General features: G+C 64.4%; 14 protein-coding genes. 6 read left to right on the plus strand and 8 right to left on the minus strand.

Going from position 1 to position 17,137, the window contains the following annotated elements:
• Nucleotides 1-63 precede the first annotated feature (63 nt).
• Nucleotides 64-2,214, minus strand: a complete 2,151-nt coding sequence (locus GTA51_RS01170) for an EAL domain-containing protein (protein ID WP_160957966.1) — start codon at nt 2,212-2,214, stop codon at nt 64-66.
• A gap of 307 nt (nt 2,215-2,521) precedes the next feature.
• On the opposite strand from GTA51_RS01170, the gene GTA51_RS01175 reads away from it, so the two are divergent.
• The 4 genes from GTA51_RS01175 to GTA51_RS01190 all read left to right on the plus strand — a co-directional run bounded on the left by GTA51_RS01175 (nt 2,522) and on the right by GTA51_RS01190 (nt 6,074).
• On the plus strand, nt 2,522-4,237 hold the full coding sequence (locus GTA51_RS01175) for a chemotaxis protein CheA (RefSeq protein WP_160957968.1): 1,716 nt from the start codon (nt 2,522-2,524) through the stop codon (nt 4,235-4,237).
• Entirely contained in the window at nt 4,215-4,676 is a 462-nt protein-coding gene (locus tag GTA51_RS01180; protein WP_160957969.1) for a response regulator, read from the plus strand. Before GTA51_RS01175 ends, GTA51_RS01180 begins: the two co-directional genes overlap by 23 nt.
• Nucleotides 4,661-5,164, plus strand: a complete 504-nt coding sequence (locus tag GTA51_RS01185; RefSeq protein ID WP_160957971.1) for a chemotaxis protein CheD — start codon at nt 4,661-4,663, stop codon at nt 5,162-5,164. Before GTA51_RS01180 ends, GTA51_RS01185 begins: the two co-directional genes overlap by 16 nt.
• Before the next feature lie 403 nt (nt 5,165-5,567).
• Nucleotides 5,568-6,074: a hypothetical protein gene (locus GTA51_RS01190; RefSeq protein WP_160957973.1), complete on the plus strand. Its 507-nt coding sequence runs from the start codon at nt 5,568-5,570 to the stop codon at nt 6,072-6,074.
• A gap of 196 nt (nt 6,075-6,270) precedes the next feature.
• Here GTA51_RS01190 and GTA51_RS01195 read toward each other — a convergent pair whose 3' ends face one another.
• The 7 genes from GTA51_RS01195 to GTA51_RS01225 form a co-directional block, all read right to left on the minus strand.
• Nucleotides 6,271-6,558, minus strand: a complete 288-nt coding sequence (locus GTA51_RS01195) for an exonuclease V subunit alpha (RefSeq protein WP_160957974.1) — start codon at nt 6,556-6,558, stop codon at nt 6,271-6,273.
• Nucleotides 6,559-6,690: 132 nt separating this feature from the next.
• A complete protein-coding gene (gene cysC, locus GTA51_RS01200; RefSeq protein ID WP_160957976.1) occupies nt 6,691-8,382 on the minus strand; it encodes an adenylyl-sulfate kinase in 1,692 nt (563 codons plus the stop codon).
• A 66-nt stretch (nt 8,383-8,448) separates the two neighbouring features.
• Entirely contained in the window at nt 8,449-10,077 is a 1,629-nt protein-coding gene (locus tag GTA51_RS01205; RefSeq protein WP_160957977.1) for an alkaline phosphatase family protein, read from the minus strand.
• Entirely contained in the window at nt 10,068-11,567 is a 1,500-nt protein-coding gene (locus tag GTA51_RS01210) for an oligosaccharide flippase family protein (protein ID WP_160957979.1), read from the minus strand. Before GTA51_RS01210 ends, GTA51_RS01205 begins: the two co-directional genes overlap by 10 nt.
• Before the next feature lie 35 nt (nt 11,568-11,602).
• Nucleotides 11,603-12,484, minus strand: a complete 882-nt coding sequence (locus GTA51_RS01215) for an NAD-dependent epimerase/dehydratase family protein (RefSeq protein ID WP_160957981.1) — start codon at nt 12,482-12,484, stop codon at nt 11,603-11,605.
• On the minus strand, nt 12,481-12,753 hold the full coding sequence (locus tag GTA51_RS01220; RefSeq protein ID WP_160957982.1) for a hypothetical protein: 273 nt from the start codon (nt 12,751-12,753) through the stop codon (nt 12,481-12,483). The genes GTA51_RS01215 and GTA51_RS01220 overlap by 4 nt, the downstream gene beginning before the upstream one ends.
• Before the next feature lie 23 nt (nt 12,754-12,776).
• Nucleotides 12,777-13,784 (minus strand): efflux RND transporter periplasmic adaptor subunit, encoded by a 1,008-nt coding sequence (locus GTA51_RS01225; RefSeq protein WP_160957984.1) that lies wholly within the window; start codon nt 13,782-13,784, stop codon nt 12,777-12,779.
• A gap of 189 nt (nt 13,785-13,973) precedes the next feature.
• On the opposite strand from GTA51_RS01225, the gene GTA51_RS01230 reads away from it, so the two are divergent.
• Both GTA51_RS01230 and GTA51_RS01235 read left to right on the plus strand, forming a co-directional pair.
• On the plus strand, nt 13,974-14,831 hold the full coding sequence (locus GTA51_RS01230) for a polysaccharide biosynthesis/export family protein (protein ID WP_160957986.1): 858 nt from the start codon (nt 13,974-13,976) through the stop codon (nt 14,829-14,831).
• Between the two features lies 1 nt (nt 14,832).
• The gene (locus GTA51_RS01235; RefSeq protein ID WP_160957987.1) at nt 14,833-17,082 is read left to right on the plus strand and encodes a GumC family protein; all 2,250 of its coding nucleotides are present in this window, start codon (nt 14,833-14,835) and stop codon (nt 17,080-17,082) included.
• Nucleotides 17,083-17,137 lie beyond the last annotated feature (55 nt).

A 17,137-nucleotide genomic window follows, 5' to 3' on the forward strand; every position in this document is an offset into this window, starting at 1 on the left:
CAACCTTTGTCTTGTTGGTGGGATTCCACAGGGGCATTTTTTTGGCCGCCGCAGGGCCCAGGCTCAGGGTCTGGCGTTGTTGCGGATAAAGCGCAGGCAGTCTTCCCCGGACACCGGCCGGCTGAACAGATAGCCCTGAAAGGTGGCGCAGCCCAGACTCAGAAAACGGGCCAACTGGCCGGCTTCTTCCACGCCTTCCACCACCGTCATAAAGCCCATGGTCTGGCTGAGGGCGACGATGGTGCGCACGATATGATCGTTTACACCCCGCCGGCCGCCCTGGGTCAGGGAACGGTCGATCTTGACCGTATCCACTGGAAACTCGCGCAGATAGCGCAGCGACGTGTGCCCCATGCCGAAATCGTCGATGGCCACGCGCACGCCGATGCGGCGCAACTGGCCCAGGCTGGCCAGGGTGGCGGCGTCGGGTTCGAGCAGGGTCGCTTCGGTGATCTCCACCTCCAGCAGCTTCGAGGCCAGACCGGCCTCGGTCAGAATCGCTTCCACCCGACGGTCGAAATGGGGATCGAGAATCTGGCGCGGCGTGACGTTGACCGACATAACGAGGTCGTTGCCCACCTGCTCTTTCCAGGCGGCCCGTTGGGTACAGGCCTCGACAAGAATGAAATGGCCCAACCGGGCGATCTGGGCGGTGTCTTCGGCCAGGGCAATGACCAGGGGCGGCGGGATGAAGCCGAAGACCGGATGATTCCAGCGCAAAAGCGCCTCGACGCCGTGCACCTGATCGTGGATGGCGTTGATCTGGGGCTGGTAGACGAGATAGAGTTGGTCGTCCCGGCTCAGGGCGCGTTCCAGATCGTTGGCCAGGATTTTGGCAATGCGCCCCTCTTCGCCGGGCCGGTCCAGGCAACGCCGGCCGTAAGGGCCTGGACTGCCGCTGGTCACGGTGCGCAGCAGGGCGTCCAGAACCCGTTTGCCTTGCTGCGAGCGCAATTGGTCGGAGAGTTTGACAAACGGAAAATAGACGGCAGCACCAAGCGCCAGATTGACCAGCTGCATGGCCGGGCCGGCCAGGGAGCCGGTGGCGAGGGCGCCGCTGAGCAGGGCCGGGCTGGTCCAGCCGGGCGCGGCAATGGTCCGGGGCACGAAATCGCAAGCCGTGGCCAGATAGGCCGTCACGGTCTGCACCAGCGGTGTGAGCACAAACGGGAGTGCATACACGGGGTTGAGCACTAGCGGGATGCCGAGCAGCAGCGGCTCGTTGACGTTGCACAGGGCCGGCAGCAGGGCGAAGAGGCAGAGTTTGCGGTTGCCGTTGTCCCGGCTGCCCAGGAGCACGGCCAGAATCAGGCACAAGGTCGAGCCTGAGCCGCCCATGCGGGCAAAGGCGTCGAAAAAGGCCTTGGTGCAGATGTGGGGCGGGGCATACCCCAGGGCGCAGGCCACGGCATTGGCCGCCCCGGCCGGGACGAGAATGTGTTCCTCGATCGAAAAAAGCATGTTGGGGCCGTGCAGCCCGAAAAACCAAAACACCTGGGACAGGCCGGCATAGGCCAGGCCAAAGCCCAGGCTGTCGCCGCTGCCGCGAAAGGGAATGGCAAGCAACTGGTGCAGGGCGGCATGCAGATCGGCCGCGACAGCGGCGGTAAAACCCAGGCGGATCAGGGCAAACGCCAGGATGGTCAGCACCCCGGCCGGCATCGCCGTCAGCACGTCGCGCATCACCGGATCGTGGCCCACTGCCCCAAATGGCAGTTGCAGGCGGCGGATGCGGCACAGGCGTAAATACAGCGAGGTGGCGCTGACCCCGACGAGCAGCGCCGGCAGCATCCCCTGGTCCAAAGAAAAAAAGTGCTGCCAGGACACGGTTTCCGACGGGGCGCAGACCACAAAATAGCTGGCCAGCACGATTACCGTGGCCATGGTCGGGCTGACCATCCGGTCGGCGTTGCGCTGGTTGTCCAGGGAGGTCATGACGCCGCTAAAGGCGCACAGTACCGCCAGCGAGGCAATGCCAAACGTGCCGGCGACCAGATCGTCGCAAAAAAGCCGCCAATGAGGGCCAAAGGCTGCATCCAGCGCGTCATGCAGCGCCAGCAAGGGAAAATCTTTCACCAGCAAGGCCATGGCCCCGATCATGATCAGCGGCAGGGTCAAGGCCAGTCCACGCTGCACCGAAAGAAAAAAAGGACGGCTGGCGAGGCGGTCTGCAAGCTCATAAAGATGCAGCTTCAGGACGGCGTTGGGAGGCATATGGAACATCAAAGGCCTTGCGTCAAAGTATTGCAGCCTGTCGGCCTGATTACAGCGGCCGCAATACGACAGTCTCCGAGATATGCGTTCCAAACGTCCCGATAAACAGCCAATATTGCCTTTCCCGCAGCGCAGTAGCGTGTCCTACTGCGCAACCGCATAGAACATTTCTTGTTCCAGAGCAATGGCCCGGTGGCCTGAAATACGGCCCCATGCTTCCCCTTGTGCTGCCCACGCCTGCGCTTTGTGCCTTGCTTCCAGGGCGGTTGCGTCGTATGGGAAGGCCTAAGGAACCAGACAACACCTTATGGCCGACGACGACACCCTTTTTGAACTTTTCGCCGAAAGCTGCCTGGATCAGCTGCGCGGCATCGAATCGGCCATTCTCGACCTTGAATCCGCCCGCCCGGACGAACTCGGTCCCAAGGTCGCCTCCATTTTTCGCGCTGCCCATACCATCAAGGGCGACGCCGGTGCCATCGGAGCAACCAGACTCGCCTCCCTGGCCCACAGTGTCGAATCCGCCCTGGACGCCGTGCGCCAGGGCCGCCTCGGCGTGGCCCCGGCCATGATCGGCGAACTGCTGGGCGTGTTCGATGTCATAAAAGCCATGGCTGAGGATGTCAGAAACGACGCCCAGCGCGACATCAGCCCCCACATCGCCCGCATTGAGGCCTTGCTCGCCCCGTCGGTTTCGTCAGCTTCATCAGACGCCTCGTCCCGGACCAGCCCGCCAGACGACGCCCCCCCGGACAGCCTCGCCGCACCCGAAGACAGCGACGATCCCTTGGCCCCCAAAAAAAACAGCCCCGGTGACGACGACCGCATCCGCAAACTGGCCATCCCGGCCCGGGAACTCGATATCCTGGTGGATAGGGTGGGCGAACTGGGCATCGCCCAGGCGCGGCTGGCCGGGCTGGCCCTGCGCCGCAACGACGCGGAACTGCGCAACGTGGCTGAGGAGGTCGAACGCCTGTCCGCCCTGCTGCGCGATCAGGTGCTCGGGCTTCGCATGCTGCCCATCAAGGTGAGCTTTCCCAAATACCGACGGCTGGTGCGCGACGCCTGCCATAGCCTTGGCAAAGACGCCGAACTGGTCATGGCCGGGGAAAACACCGAACTCGACAAGGCCGTCATCGAACAGCTCAACACGCCCTGCATCCATCTTTTGCGAAACGCGGTGGATCACGGCATCGAACCGCCTGACGTGCGCGAACACCTGGGCAAGCCCCGCCGGGGGACCATCACCCTGTCCGCCCGACAGGAAGGTTCCGATGTGGTCATTGCCGTGGCTGACGACGGGGGCGGCATCGACGCCGCCAAGCTCTGGCAAAAAGCCCTGGCCGAGGGCCGCGTCACCGCCGATGCGCCCTTTGATCCGGCCGCCGCCCTGGACCTTATTTTTCTGCCGGGCCTGTCCACGGCCGAAACCGTGGGCGCGGTGTCGGGCCGGGGCGTGGGCATGGACGCCGTGCGCGAAGGCATTAGCGCCCTTCGCGGCCGCATCGAGGTGCAAAGCGCCCCAGGCGTCGGCTCCACCTTCACCCTGCGCCTGCCCGTGTCCCTGGCCATCATCGACTGCCTGGAAGTGCACTGCGCCGGCGAAGCTTATTACCTACACCTCGACTACGTGGAAGAATGCCTGGAGCTGCCGCCGGCCGTTGTCCTTACAAACGGCCGGGGCGTCATGGAACACCGCAACGTGGCCATGCCGCTGCTTTCCCTGCGCCACTTTTTCGAGCTTGAAACAGACGAGGCAGCCTGTCCCCATGTGGTCACCGTGCGCCGCGAAAACGGCCGGGCCGGTATCGTGGTCGATGCCGTCATCGGCCGCAAACAAGCCGTGCTCAAACACCTCGGCCGGGCCCTTGGCAAAGTGGACGGCGTGCTCGGCGGCACCGTCACCGAAGCCGGCGACATGGCGCTGGTCCTTGATGTACCGGGATTGCTCCAGTGCGCCCTCCTAACGGCCCAGGCCAAAAAAACGTCGGAGAAGTACCATGCCCCGCGCGCTCATCGTTGACGACAGCCGCTACCAGCGGCACCTGATCCTGCAAGCGCTCGCCGATCTTTTCGAAACCGAAGAAGCCGAAGACGGACAGCAAGCCATCGACCTGTTCACTGCCGCCCGCGACGCCGGACGCCCCTTTGATCTGGTGGTCATGGACATCCTCATGCCGGTTCTCGACGGCCACGAGGCCCTGGCCGGCATCCGCCGCCTGGAAAGCCAAGCCGGTGTGGCCGAAGACGGCCGCACCCTGGCCATCATGCTCTCCAGCCTCGACGACCCGGCCAATATGCTGCGCGCCCAGTTCGATTCCGGTGCCCAGGCCTATGTGACCAAACCCTTCCAGGTCCAGACCCTGCTCGAAACCCTGGCCACCCTAGGCCTCACCCATAACGCCCTGGGCGACTCCCTGGACGACGAGCTGGAGAGCAACGCCCCATGCAAGGCCTTCTAGATCGCTTTCCAAATCACAAAATCGCTTTTTTAAATGTGGCCCAGGGCATCCTGGTGGACAAACCCACCGTGGCCCATACGGTGCTCGGTTCCTGCGTATCCGTCACCTTTTTCGCCCCCCGGGCCGGTTTGGGGGCCATTTTCCACGCCCTGCTCCCCAAGGCGTCGGAATACCGCCTGCACGCCCCGGATCAAACGCCGTATAAATTTGTCGATACCGCTATCGAACTCCTCGTGGCCCGGTTCGTGCGGCGCGGAGTGCCCCTGCACGACATCGAATGCAAAGTGTTCGGCGGTGCCAGCGCGCTATTTGCCGAAGAAATGTCGGTGGGCCGTAAAAATGTCGAAATCGCTTTCGCCACCCTGTCCGATCTGGGGCTGCGCGTGGCCGCCTCCAACGTCGGCGGCGACGCCGGCCGCAAAATCGTCTTCTCCACCTCCACCGGCGAAATATTTGTGCGGATGTTAAAGAATAGCCGGAAAAAATAGGAGAGAGGAAAAGGCAAAAGAGTGCCTCCGGCGGCCGGGGGGATGATCCCCCCGGACCCCCCGAATAAAAGTAGTTATTAAAGGGGGGCGGCGGGGTTCAGTTGAAAGTGCTTTTTTTTATTATACTTTTTCCGCCGAGGGGGCTGAGGATTATCCCCCGGCCGCCGCAGCAACAGTGGTTCCCGTCAAGCGCCTCTGCCGGCCGCCCCGGTCTATAGCCGACCACAGTACCAGCCAGCCCCGCACCCCCCTGAAATACTTCTCCTATCAAGGGGGTCCGGGGGGGATGATCCCCCCCGGCCGCCGGAGGCTCTTTTTTCTTAAAATTTGCCCGTTTTTTGCATATCTTCCCCGGTCGGGTCGGTGCGCCAAGATGCCGCCGCCCGCCCTAAGGAGTAGAAGCATGCAGCCCCCGACTCTGCAAAACGTCCGTGTCCTGGCCGCCGTGGCCGCCCTGACCCTGCTCATTCTGGCCGGCGTCGTCTGGCTTGGCGTCGTCGTCGAACGCAGCCGCACCGAACTGGCCGAGATGGAACGGTCCCTGGCCGCTCTCAGCCTGACCGTCGCCAGCCCGGCCGAGACGGCCCTCCAGGACACCCTGGCCAAACTGAGCGCCGACGTCGCCGCCCTGGCCGCCAAAATCGATGCCCTGGCCGCCGATCAGACCAAAAATGTCGGCCGCCAGTCCGCGGAACTCAAAGCCCTGGCCGCGCGCATCGAGGCTGCCCTGGCCGCTGCCGCCGCCAAATCCGCCCAACAGGCCAAAACCGCCCAGGAAACCAAAGCCCCAACTGCCAAGCAAACCCGCGCCACCGGCAAAGCCGCCCACCCCTCTCCCGGCCCCGAAGCCGGCAATCCGCCCCAGCCGCCTTACTACGGTCCCGGCTACCCGGCCTGGCCGGTGTACTAGGTCTGGCGCGGGTGCTAAAAGCCACAAGCTAAAAGCCACAAGCCACAAGCTAAAAGCCACAAGCCACAAGCCACAAGCCACAAGCTAAAAGCTAAAAGCTAAAAGCGAAAAAGACAGAAACCAAAAGAGCGAAGGCAGAAGTTTTACGCTTCTGCCTTCGCTCTTCGTCCTGCTTGGGTCCTTCGCTTCTACCTTTCTACAACACGCTGACATCAATGCCTTTTTCTGCTTTGATGCGTTGTTGCAGCCGTTCCAGGCGCACGGTGAGGTAGGCCAGTTCGTAGGGTTCGGGCAGTTCCTGGAAATCGTTGAGTTCGCCTTCGTAGGCGTCGAGGTCAATAACGACGCGTTCGGCCACGAGTCGGATGTATTGGGCGTAGTCCGGGAAGCCCAGCGGTTTTCCCGGCGCGCGCAGGCCCCGGACGAAATCCAGCGCTTCGAGGTAGGCGGCGGTATCAAGCATGGAGTCGGTGGTCTCGGTCATGGCGGATTCCTGTGGTTGGCAGTGGCGCACGGGCTGTCAAACGGACTGCGTGCGGTGCTCGTGCTGCGTTCGGTCCTTGCCGTTGAAGCGGTGGTGTCTGGCGTGTTCGCTGCCGGACCGTGCCCGGCCGGGTTACCCCAGATACCCCTGCGCCTCCAGGTAGAGCAACACCTCCTGGGCCGCTTCGCCCGGCGACAGCGCCGTGGTGTCCAGGGTCAATTCCGCCTGCTCGGGCACTTCGTAGGGATCGTCGATGCCGGTGACGTCTTTGACCAGCCCGGCCCGGGCCTTGGCATACAGCCCCTTGCGGTCGCGCTGCTCGCAGACGGCCAAGGGCGTGGCCATATGGATTTCCACGAAACCGCCGTGGGGCGACACCAGCCCCCGGGCCACGCGCCGGGCCGAGGCATAGGGCGCGATGGGGGCGCAGATGGCGATGCCGCCGTTTTTGGTGATCTCGCTGGCCACAAACCCGATGCGGGCGATGTTGAGATTGCGATGTTCCTTGGAAAAGGTCAACTCGCTGGACAGGTGGCGGCGCACGATGTCGCCGTCCAGGAGCGTGACCGGCCGGGAGCGGCGTTCCATGAAGATGACGTAGAGAATCTTGGCCAGGGTGGATTTGCCGGCCCCGGACAGGCCGGTCATAAACAGGGTGAAGCCTTGTTTTGCCCGCGGCGGGAAGATCGTCCGCATTTCCGCTACGATCTCGGGCAGGGCGTACCACGCCGGAACCTCCAGATCGAATTGCAAGCGGCGGGTCAATTCCCCCGCGTCCAGCTGGCGCACAGTTTCGCCCGGGATAACAGCGTCTTGCGGGGCGAATTGGGCCTTTTCCTCCACGTACACCATAGGCTTTGCCGCGACCATGACCACGCCGGTTTCGTTCTGGTGGGCGGCTACCAGCGCCTGGGCAGCGCCGAGGGGATACAGCAACTGGCCGGCTGCGTCGCGGGGATCGTGCTGATCCGGGGCCACCAGGGTATGGCTGGCCCCGAGATTGGCGTGGATGACGGCTTCAAAAAGGGCCTGGCGCGGTCCGGCTCCGGGCTGCGGCACGGGAAGCAGGGCAAGTTGCGCCGAGGATTTGGGAAACGAGGCGGCAAAGTGTTCGGCACAGCGCACGCCGGCGAAATGGGCTGCACCGCCGGTCATGGCCTCGCCCGCCGGGTGCGCCAAGAGCACCCGTGCGCCAACGGCCGCAGCCGCCTGCTGCATCGCGGCCTGGTGGGCGAGAAGCGGGATGCCGGCGGTGGGACAGGCCAGGACGCTGCGCCAGCCGCGTTGGGCAAAAAGCGCCTGGAGCGTGGTCGGGTCCAGGCGCAGTTCGACAAAATCGGCATGGGGGGGCAGAGCCAGTCCGGTCACCTCTCCGGCCACGCGCACGGCCTGGGTGGTGGCCAGATAGGCCGAAGCACCGGGATGGGTCGCGGGATCGGCCAGGCCAAAAAGCGCCTGGGCCTCGACGTGGGGCTCGGCGGCCCAGGTCTCGCTGACGGTCAGCACTGCCAGCATGAAGCCTTCGGCGTCGCGAAGGGCCAGACAGTCGCCCGGGGCCAGGGCGTTGCCCAGCCGCGCCGGCACGTCGAGGCTGATGGGCCAGGGCATGATCCGGCCGTCGGTCAGGCGCATGGAAGCCAGAACGCTTTCGAAGTCGGCCCGGCCAAGATAGCCGGTCAGGGGATAAAGCGCCCGGTTGAGCAACAACTCGAGGATAAGGAGTTGGTCCGGGCGCAACGTGTGGGACGGATAGGCCAGGGAGGCGGCTTTGATTTCCTCGGCCCGATGAAAATGCACCAAAAGGGATTGGGCGTGATTGTGCATGGGGAAGGCTCCTGGTTGGCCGTTGCGGCAGGAAAGGCGGGGCGATGTCGGGGTGGATTTTCCCTCTTACATATATCCCAAATCCGACAGTTCTTCGGCCATGGCTGCGGTACCGGCGTCGTCGGTGGCTCCCGGCCCGGAGCCACCGGTTGCCGCCACCGGCCCGGCAACGGGTCGGGCGGCCAGGGTGTCGGCTGTAAACGCCTGCACCAGCACGCGGCCGTCCATGTGCTCGGTGGCCGCCTCACCCAGGGCGTAGAGCAGTGTTGGCGTCACGTCCGGCATCTGCGCGTCCGTAAGCGTCACGCCGGCGGCAACGCCCGGCCCGGCCAGGGCAAAAACGCCGTATTGCTCATGGCGCCCGCTCCATTTGTGGCCGGCGAAAAGGCCGGTCGGCGCGCCCTGCTCATAGAGGGCGATCTCGTGGGGCACCAGCACCTGATAGCCCGGCCCGCACAAGGTCACCACATCCGGCGCGCTGGCAACCGCTTCGCCGTGGTAGAGTTCCTCGCGGCTCAAAACGGCCATAAACGGATGCGCCCCGGTGTCGGGATCGACAATGCCCAGCAAGCCTTCCTTGAGCCGGGCCACAAGCGCTGGCCGCTCGGCCTGGCTGACGACCGCCGGATTGAAAAAAATCCCGCCGGCAATGCCTTCCGAGACGCAGGCCGAGTGCTGCCAATCGACAATGGTGGAAAACAGGTTGTTGATGCGGGCATGGGCCACTGATCTGGCCCGGCGTCGCCCTTCAAGGACTGCTTTGGGCAGCACGGCCCGCGCCGTTACCGCAACCAGCCGGCGCAGGAACGAAGGCGGTCGATGCCCGGCCAGAGTCGCGCCAAGGTCGCCCGTTAACAGGAGCAAACCGTTGTCGATAAGCCATTTGTTGAGGAAAATCGAACGGGTGAGCGGTCCGGCTCCGTGGTCGGAGACGATGGCCACGGCCGTCTCGTCGCCAGCCGCCGCCACGATGCGGCCCAGGGCGGCGTCCAGGCGCTCATAGACCGCTTCGATGGCCTGGCCGAGTTCGGCGTGGCGCGGGTGGGCCGGGTCGCGGTAGCCCCAGAAAAAATGCTGCACCCGGTCGGATTCCATGAAAACCGAGCAGAAATAGTCCAGCGGCCGGCGGGCCATGAGCCATAAGGTCAGCTCGCAGCGGGTGTCCACCCCGGCCAGCAGATTGTCCAGATATTTGACCGGGTCCGGGTCGAGCATGGGCGATTCGCGGCAGATGCCGAATTTTGCTTCGATTTCGGTACGGATTTCGGGTGGATACGTGAAATCCTCAATATGGGTCGGGGTGAACATGCCCGGGATGACAAATCCGTCCACCGTGTCCGGCGGCCAGGTCACGGGCACGTTGAGCGCCCCGGCCGGGCGGCCCCGGTCCGAGAGCACCCGCCAGATGGGCGGCAGCCGGCGCAGGGCCGCCGACACGAACCGCACTTCATGGCTGGCCGGATCGAGGGTCAGGGCGTCGAAGATGCCGTGGCGGCCGGGACTGGCCCCGGTGGCAAAGCTCGTCCAGGCCACCGGCGTTACCGGCGGCACGGTGGAGCACAGCGGCCCATGGACGCCCCGGGCCAGCAAAGCGGCCAGATGCGGCATGCGGCCCTTGGCCAGCAGCGGCTGTATAATATCAAAGGTAGCCCCATCCCAACCGACCACTACAACGCGTTTGGCTGTCATGGACATGCTCTGGTATCCTTCTCTTGCGGCGCACGGGGCTGTCGTAGAGAGCGCATTTCGATCAGATCAAGCCGCGTCACACCTTTTAAAGCGACAATTACCGCCGCATAGGCAAGCGCACCAAGCGTTGCGCCCACAAATGGCAGATGATGCAAGGCATAGCACACCGCAAGGCAGGCCCCGCCGGCCACGGCGACGCGCCCAAGCGGCCGCGCCGCCAGGGAAATAAAACCATGGCGCGCCGCAAAACGCGAGGAAAACAACAGCAGCCAGCCATACGACCCCAAGGCCGTCCAGGCCGCCCCCAACGCGCCATAGCGCGGCACAACAAAGGCATTGATGCCAAAGGCCAGCAGCAGCGCCACGGCCGAATAATACAAAGCGTAGCGCTGGCGGCCGATGGCCACGAGAAGGTTGTTGACCAGCATGTCCAGGGCCAAAAGCGGCAGCGACAGGGCCAAAATGCGCAGGATTGCTGCCGCCCCGGCATATTTGCCGCTGAAAAGGAGAACACAGGCCGGTTCGGCATAAAAGGCCAGCAGCAGGGCCGGCAGGGCCATGGCCTGCAAGGTGTGGCGAAAAATCAGGCGGTAGAGCCGCCCGGCCGCGTCGCCGTCCGTGGGAGCCAGCCGGGCCAGGGCCGGAAACGCCGCCAGCATGAGCGCCTGGGGCAGGATCTCCAGTTTGAGCAGAAATTCGTGCGGCGCCTGGAACTCCGCAACCGCCGCCAATCCTGCCCACCACGTGAGCGATAACGCCCCGGCCCGAAATAGGTTTTGCTGGAAAAAAACTCCCAGCCCCACCACCGACGAGGCGTAAAACATCGCGCGCAGGGCCGGCGCGTCCAGGGTAAATGACGGGCGCGTCAACCGGACCGCTGCCCGCCAGGTCAAAAGCGCCTGGACCAGCCCCGCCGCCAAAAGCCCCCCCAACACGCCGGCCACGCCCCAGCCTGCCCAAAGCGCCAGGCCAACCCCGGCCATGGACAGGAGGCCCGCCGCAACCGAAAGCGGCGGTTCATAGCCCATGCGTTCATGGGCCTGAAATACAGCACAGCCCAACATGGAAAACGAGCGGCAGATTTCCAGGCCAAAGGCCAGCCCCAAAGCCAGATACATGACCCCGCCATAGCCCGAGGCCGTCCCGGCTGCAGCCAGACCAAGCCCGGCCACCACGGCCAGTCCCGCCCGCAGGATGACAGCCCGGCCAACGATTCCCGCCGCCCTGGCCCGGTCGCAGACCATTTCGCGGATCATCACCTGCTGAATGCCGAAATAGGTCAGGGCGGCCACCGCTCCGGCCAAGGCCGAAACCGAGGCATAGCGGCCGAAATCATCGACGGACAGCACCCTGGCCACGGCCAGCAACACAAAAAAACCGCTGGCCGTCTGCACCCCGCGCGACAAGACCAGGGCCATAAAATTGCGCGCCAACGAACGCGGTGGCTGCGGCGGCCGGACTGGCGCGGCGGGATGGGGGGCGGTCGCGTGCGGCATAGTGGTTCCTTGCCAGGGCAGCGCCCGGCTGGTCTTCAACTGCCCCTCACCATCGCATCCACGTCCAGCGCCCGCGGCGCAAAGCCGAGATCCCGGCGGGCGGCGGTGCTGTCGGTGTCTTTGGCGCAGAGAAGCCGCGCCACCTGATCGGGCACGATGGGCGGGTGGCGCAGCACCCGGCAGGCGATGCGGGCGGCCAGGGTGACAAGCCCCAGCGGCACGGGAATTTTAAAAAGCCGTTGGCCGCAATGGCGGGCGACGGCGTCGGCCAGCTCGGCATAGGCGATGGGGTCGCCGGCCAGGACATAGGTGCCCCCCACGGCGGCCGGCGCGGTCAGGGCGGCCAGAAAGGCCGGAATCAGGTCGGCAATGTGCACCGGGGCCAGGACGTGGCGGCCGCGTCCGGGCATGGGGAGCGCTCCCCCCTTGGCGCAGGCCCTGGCCAGGGCGTGGACGGCCTCGCCGCGCCCGACACCGTAGACTTCGGCCGGGCGCAGGATGACCCAGGGCAGACCCGAGGTGCGCACGAGTTGTTCGGCTTCGGCCTTGGACTGGCCGTAGTCGCCGCAGGCCTGGCCCACGGCCCGGGTGCTGACGCACAGGAACCGGGCGTCGGGGCAGTGGCCGGCGCAGGCGGCCAGCAGATCGGCGGTGACGTCCACGTTGCCCCGGCGGTAGAGGCTGGCGGTGCGGGCGTGGGTGAGGGCGGCCAGATGCAGCACGGCGTCGTGGCCGGCCAGGGCCGTGGCATAGGTTGCCGGGGTAAGCAGATCGCCGCAAAGGCCGGTCAGGCCGGGCAGGACCGGCAGGGCGGCGGGATTTCGGGCCAGGGCGGTGAGGCGGTGGCCGGCGGCGACGAGGGCCGGAACAAGGGCCGTGCCAAGGCCGCCGCCGGCACCGGTGACGAAGATGTTCATGGTCGGATAAAAATCCCGCGTAGCCGGGCGGCGAGGAGGCTTTGGCTGCATTCCAACCCGGCGTCGGGGCGCACGAAGGATTTGCGGTCGCCTTGCAGGAAGACGGTTGCGGCGGCCACGGCGGACACGGCCAGCGACACCGCCGGGCGCAACAGGCCTGCTGGCAGATCCACGGCCTTTGGGGGGCTGTCGCGCCGGGTGGGCGCGATGGGGGTCAGGCCGGTGGCCCGGGCGCAGCGGGCCGCGATGGCCAGTATGATTGGGCGCATGCAGTTCCTATGAAAGGGATTCATTAGTTGACGGTGACCTTGACGTCGCAGCGCATGCCTTCTTTGATGCGCAGGTCGGGATTGGGCAATGCGAGTTCTATTTGGTAAAAGGACGGTTGTTGCAACATGGCAGGCTGGGCCACATAGTCGATCTTGGAGATGGTGGTGTGAAACTCCTCGCCGGGCCAGGCATAAAAGGCGAGGACGGCGGGGTCGCCGACCTTGAGTTTTTGCACGATGATTTCGTGGACCGAGGCCCGGATGACCATGGGGTCAAGCGTGCCCACGGTGAGCAGCGTGGCCGCTTTGGTGAAGTCCATGCCGGGCACGAGGCTGGAATTGAACCACAGGATATAGCCGTCGGACGGTGCACGGATGGTGCCTTCGCGGGGGAGGTTTTTGAGGTCTCTGTCCTTGCCGTATTTGGAATGGGCAATAAGCTGGGCATTCTCGTAGCGCTGTTGGGCCAGTTCGATTTCCTGGGCCAGATAGTCGCGTTGCAGCAGCAGGGCGTCAATGTCCATGGCGTTTGTGCGCACGGTCCGGGGAGCCACGGACTGATTGCTGACCATGTTTTCCAGATCGGTCTGACGGCTTTGCTGCCAGGCCAGCTGGTGCTGCACCAGGGCCATGGCGCGTTCAAGGGCGTTGAGTTGCGCCCGTGACAGGGATTGCTTTTCCGAAATAAGCGTTTCCAGCGGCAGTTCGTAGGTTACCAGCGGCTGGCCGTCTACAACATGCTGGCCGACCTTTAAATCCGTGGCCAGGATGCGCAGCCGGCGCATGTCCGAGCCAAGTGCCACGGCGGATTTTTCTTCATAAGATTCCCTGGGCAGTTCTGTGATGTTGGCCTGGACGCCCGAACCCTGGCTCGGACCTTTTTTGTCCTTGGTGAGAAACGGCCATTTGATGTCATAGCGGACAGGACAGTAGGATTTGCCAAGAAACGTCAGTGTCTCGGCCTGGGCCGGGGCAGCGGTCCAGAGGAAGGCGGCTGCGACCAGGGCGAGGAGGGGGGTGCGGTATGTCATAATGTGTCGGGGGTGGCATATGAGGCGGCCTTGCGACCGCAACGTGTAGAGGTTGCACCAAGCGGCGTTTTGCGGCCAACCTTTACACCAATTCGCATCGGATCACAACGCGGCGTTGGGTTGCCTTGCGATCAGGGCTGAAATCACTTATTTGGAGCGAGATCGTTATTCGACGGACCAAGGACCGCCATGCCCGCCCGCGCGTTTTCCCATCTCGTCGCCGTACTGCTCTGTCTGGCCGCAGTTGGCGGCATCGCCGCCTGCGCCCGTCCCACAGCCCCGCCGCCGGTTGTGGCCGCTTCCAAAACCCGGCCTGAAGCCCGCTCGGCCGATCTGGCTTCCAGACGTGCCGTCTTTGGCTACGGCGACGAACTCAATGTGACTGTCTGGCGGCTGGATGACCTCAAATCCACGGTTCAGGTGGACGAGGCCGGCCGCATCCAGTTGCCGCTCGTCGGCGAAGTGGCGGCGGGCGGGCGCACCGTCTCCGAACTGCGGACCGAACTGACCCGGGCTTATACCAAATATCTGGTGGACCCGCAGATCACCGTGGTAGCCGTGTCCATACGCAGCCAGACGGCCCTGGTTCTGGGCGAGGTCAAGGCCCAGGGGGTGGTGACGGTGGATCACGACATGCCGCTGTTTGAGGCTATCGCCCGGGTGGGTGGCTTCACCGACACCGCCGGCAAGTCCACGGTGGTGCTGTTGCGGGCCATCGATTCCGACGCGCCCAAAGTCTACATTCTGGATATGCAACTGGGAACCAAGCTTGGCAAGAGCACGGCCGGCTTCGACCGGTTCCTGGAGGCCGGCGACGTGCTCTACGTGCCCAAAAGCAATTGGGCCAGTTTTGAAGAATTCCTGACGCACTTCAACTCCGTGGCCAACGCCTTTATCAATGCTGAAAGGTTGGTTATCTTCATGCCCCAACTGCGCGACGCTATCACAGACCTGTACCAGGGGCCGGTTACGACCATTGAACAAAACTCGCCAGTTGCCGGGGAATACCTCAGCAACAATCAGGGCGGCGTTATAGCGGTGCAATAGCATGGAAGTTCGCCAACTCCTGCGTCTGCTGTGGCATCGCCGCCGGCTGATGACTCTGGTCTTTTCCGTCGTATTTATCGGTCTGGCCGCGCTGACGCTTTTGTGCGAAACCCAGTATGTTGCCTCGGCAAAAGTCTATCTCTACCATTCCTCCATCAAGGCCACCCTTCTTTCGCGCATTACGCTGGATACCGCCTCCATGGGCGCTGCCTCCCTGACCGACGCTGAACGGGCAACCTACGAGGATCTGGCCATTACCGTGCCGGTCGTCAGGCCGCTTCTCACCGAACTAAACCTCAAACGCAAACGCAAGTCGCTCCAGATCCTCGAGTTCATCCCCTTCATGCGGTTTTTGACCGACCGTTTTCTGCCAAACGTCGGCCGCCGCGACATGACCTATGAAGAACTGACCAACAAATCCCTGGTCAATATGATCTTCCCCCGGCCCTCCCTCAAAGCGGCCATGATGGAAGACGCCGATATCCTGGAATTCTCCAGTTCCGCCGAATCCCTGGAATTGGCCATGGCCCTGGCCAACGGCGCTGCCAAGTCGTTTGTTGCCCAGGACACGGCCATGCGCCAGAACGAGTGCCGGGAATTGGTCGCCACAGTGGACAAGGAACTGCCCAGAGCCAGGGCGGATTTCGAGCAGGCCCTGGTCGAACAGAGCCAGGTGCGCCAGCGCGAGAAAATTGCCAGCCTCGATTCCGAGGCCGAACAGCTCCTTACCCGTTACTACAGCCTGGCCGGCTCGCGGGATTCCAATCGGCTCGAGCTGCTCAAGGCCCAGGGCATGCTGGCCAACGTCAAAGCCCAGATAACGAAGCGGCCGGAATTCCGCAAAACCAGCGAATCCCTCCAGCGCTCCTCGCTGATCGATTCCATCAAGCTCACCTTGCGCGATTTGTATATGGATCTGGCCGTGGCCAAAACGCGCATGACCCCGGAACACCCACAGTACAAGGAAATTGAAAGCAAGATCGAAGAAGCCAAAAAGCTGATCAAGGGTGAATCCTTGAAAGTTTATGGGTCGGAAACCATCTCCACCGACCAGACGTTTAGCTATTTAAATGACCGCTCGGCCGAATATGCCGCCCAGATCGCCGGCTATGAAAGCCAGGACGCCGCCTTTGGCACACTGCTCGGTGCCCTCGAAGACAAAATACAGGCCTTCCCGGACCGGGCCGCCGCCGATGCCCTGGCCAAATTCCGCGTGGCGGGGGCCGAAATGTTTTTGTCCAACCTCAATAATCTCGCCAGTGCCGCCCAGGCCGGCCAGAGACTGGATCTGTCCATTGCCCATGTGGTGGAACAGGCAAGCCGGCCGGGTAAGATTGAAGATTACATGCGCCCCAAGTTGTCCCTCATGCTGGCGGTCGGCCTTGTGCTGGGCTGTTTTCTGGCCGTGTGCGCGGCGCTTGTGGCCGCCTACGCCGACGAATCCGTGGGCAGCGCCGCCGCCCTGGCCGGCCTGGGTGCGCCGGTCATCGCCGCTGTGCCCTGCCGGTCGGCAACGGACCGGTTGCAGGCCTTTCGCCGGCTGCGCGACACGCTTTTCCCCCTGGCCGGCAACCCGCCCCGGCTGGTGCTGGTCGCCGACGTTGCCGCTAAGCCCCCCCTGGACAGGGACGTCCCCGATGCCATGGCCGTGGTGCTGGGCCTTGGCATGTCCCTGGCCCGGTCCGGCCGCTCCGTGGCCGCCGTGGACACTGTTTTAACCCACCCGACCCTGCACGCCCGCACCGGTCTGCCGCTGGGGCCGGGACTGGCTGAAGCCATTGGCGGCAAAGTCTTTCGCGACGCCGTGATCCTGCCTGGCGAGGAGCCGGGTCTCTTTATCCTGCCGGCCGGCGAAGCCGTCCTGACCGCCGCCGCCGCCGACAGGCTGCTGGACAGCCCGGCCATGGCCCTGTTGCTCGACGGGCTGATCCGACGCTTCGACGTGGTGCTCCTCGCCGTCGCCCCGGCCAGCCAAAGCGGTGACGCCGGCTCCCTGGCCCGCCACGCCGATGCCATACTGCTGACCGTGCGCCTGGACGCCGACCAGTGCGCCACCGTGGCCGCCACCATCGCCGATCTCGCCGCCGCCGCCGGCAAAACCCCGCAGACCGTCGTCCTCGGCGTTCCCGACGACGAACCCACCCCCCGCGAAGTCTGGACCGAACTGCGCGCCCGGCGATGGTGGTGGGGCGGGGAGAAGAAAAAGAATACGAAAGACGAAAGAATGCCTCCGGCGGCCGGGAGGGGGTAGCCCCCTCCCGGACCCTCCCTGCCAAGGGGTAAGGGGTTTTGCCGCACGATGGTGC

This window comes from Solidesulfovibrio aerotolerans, assembly GCF_009856865.1.
In the GTDB taxonomy this organism is placed as follows: Bacteria; Desulfobacterota; Desulfovibrionia; order Desulfovibrionales; family Desulfovibrionaceae; genus Solidesulfovibrio; species Solidesulfovibrio aerotolerans.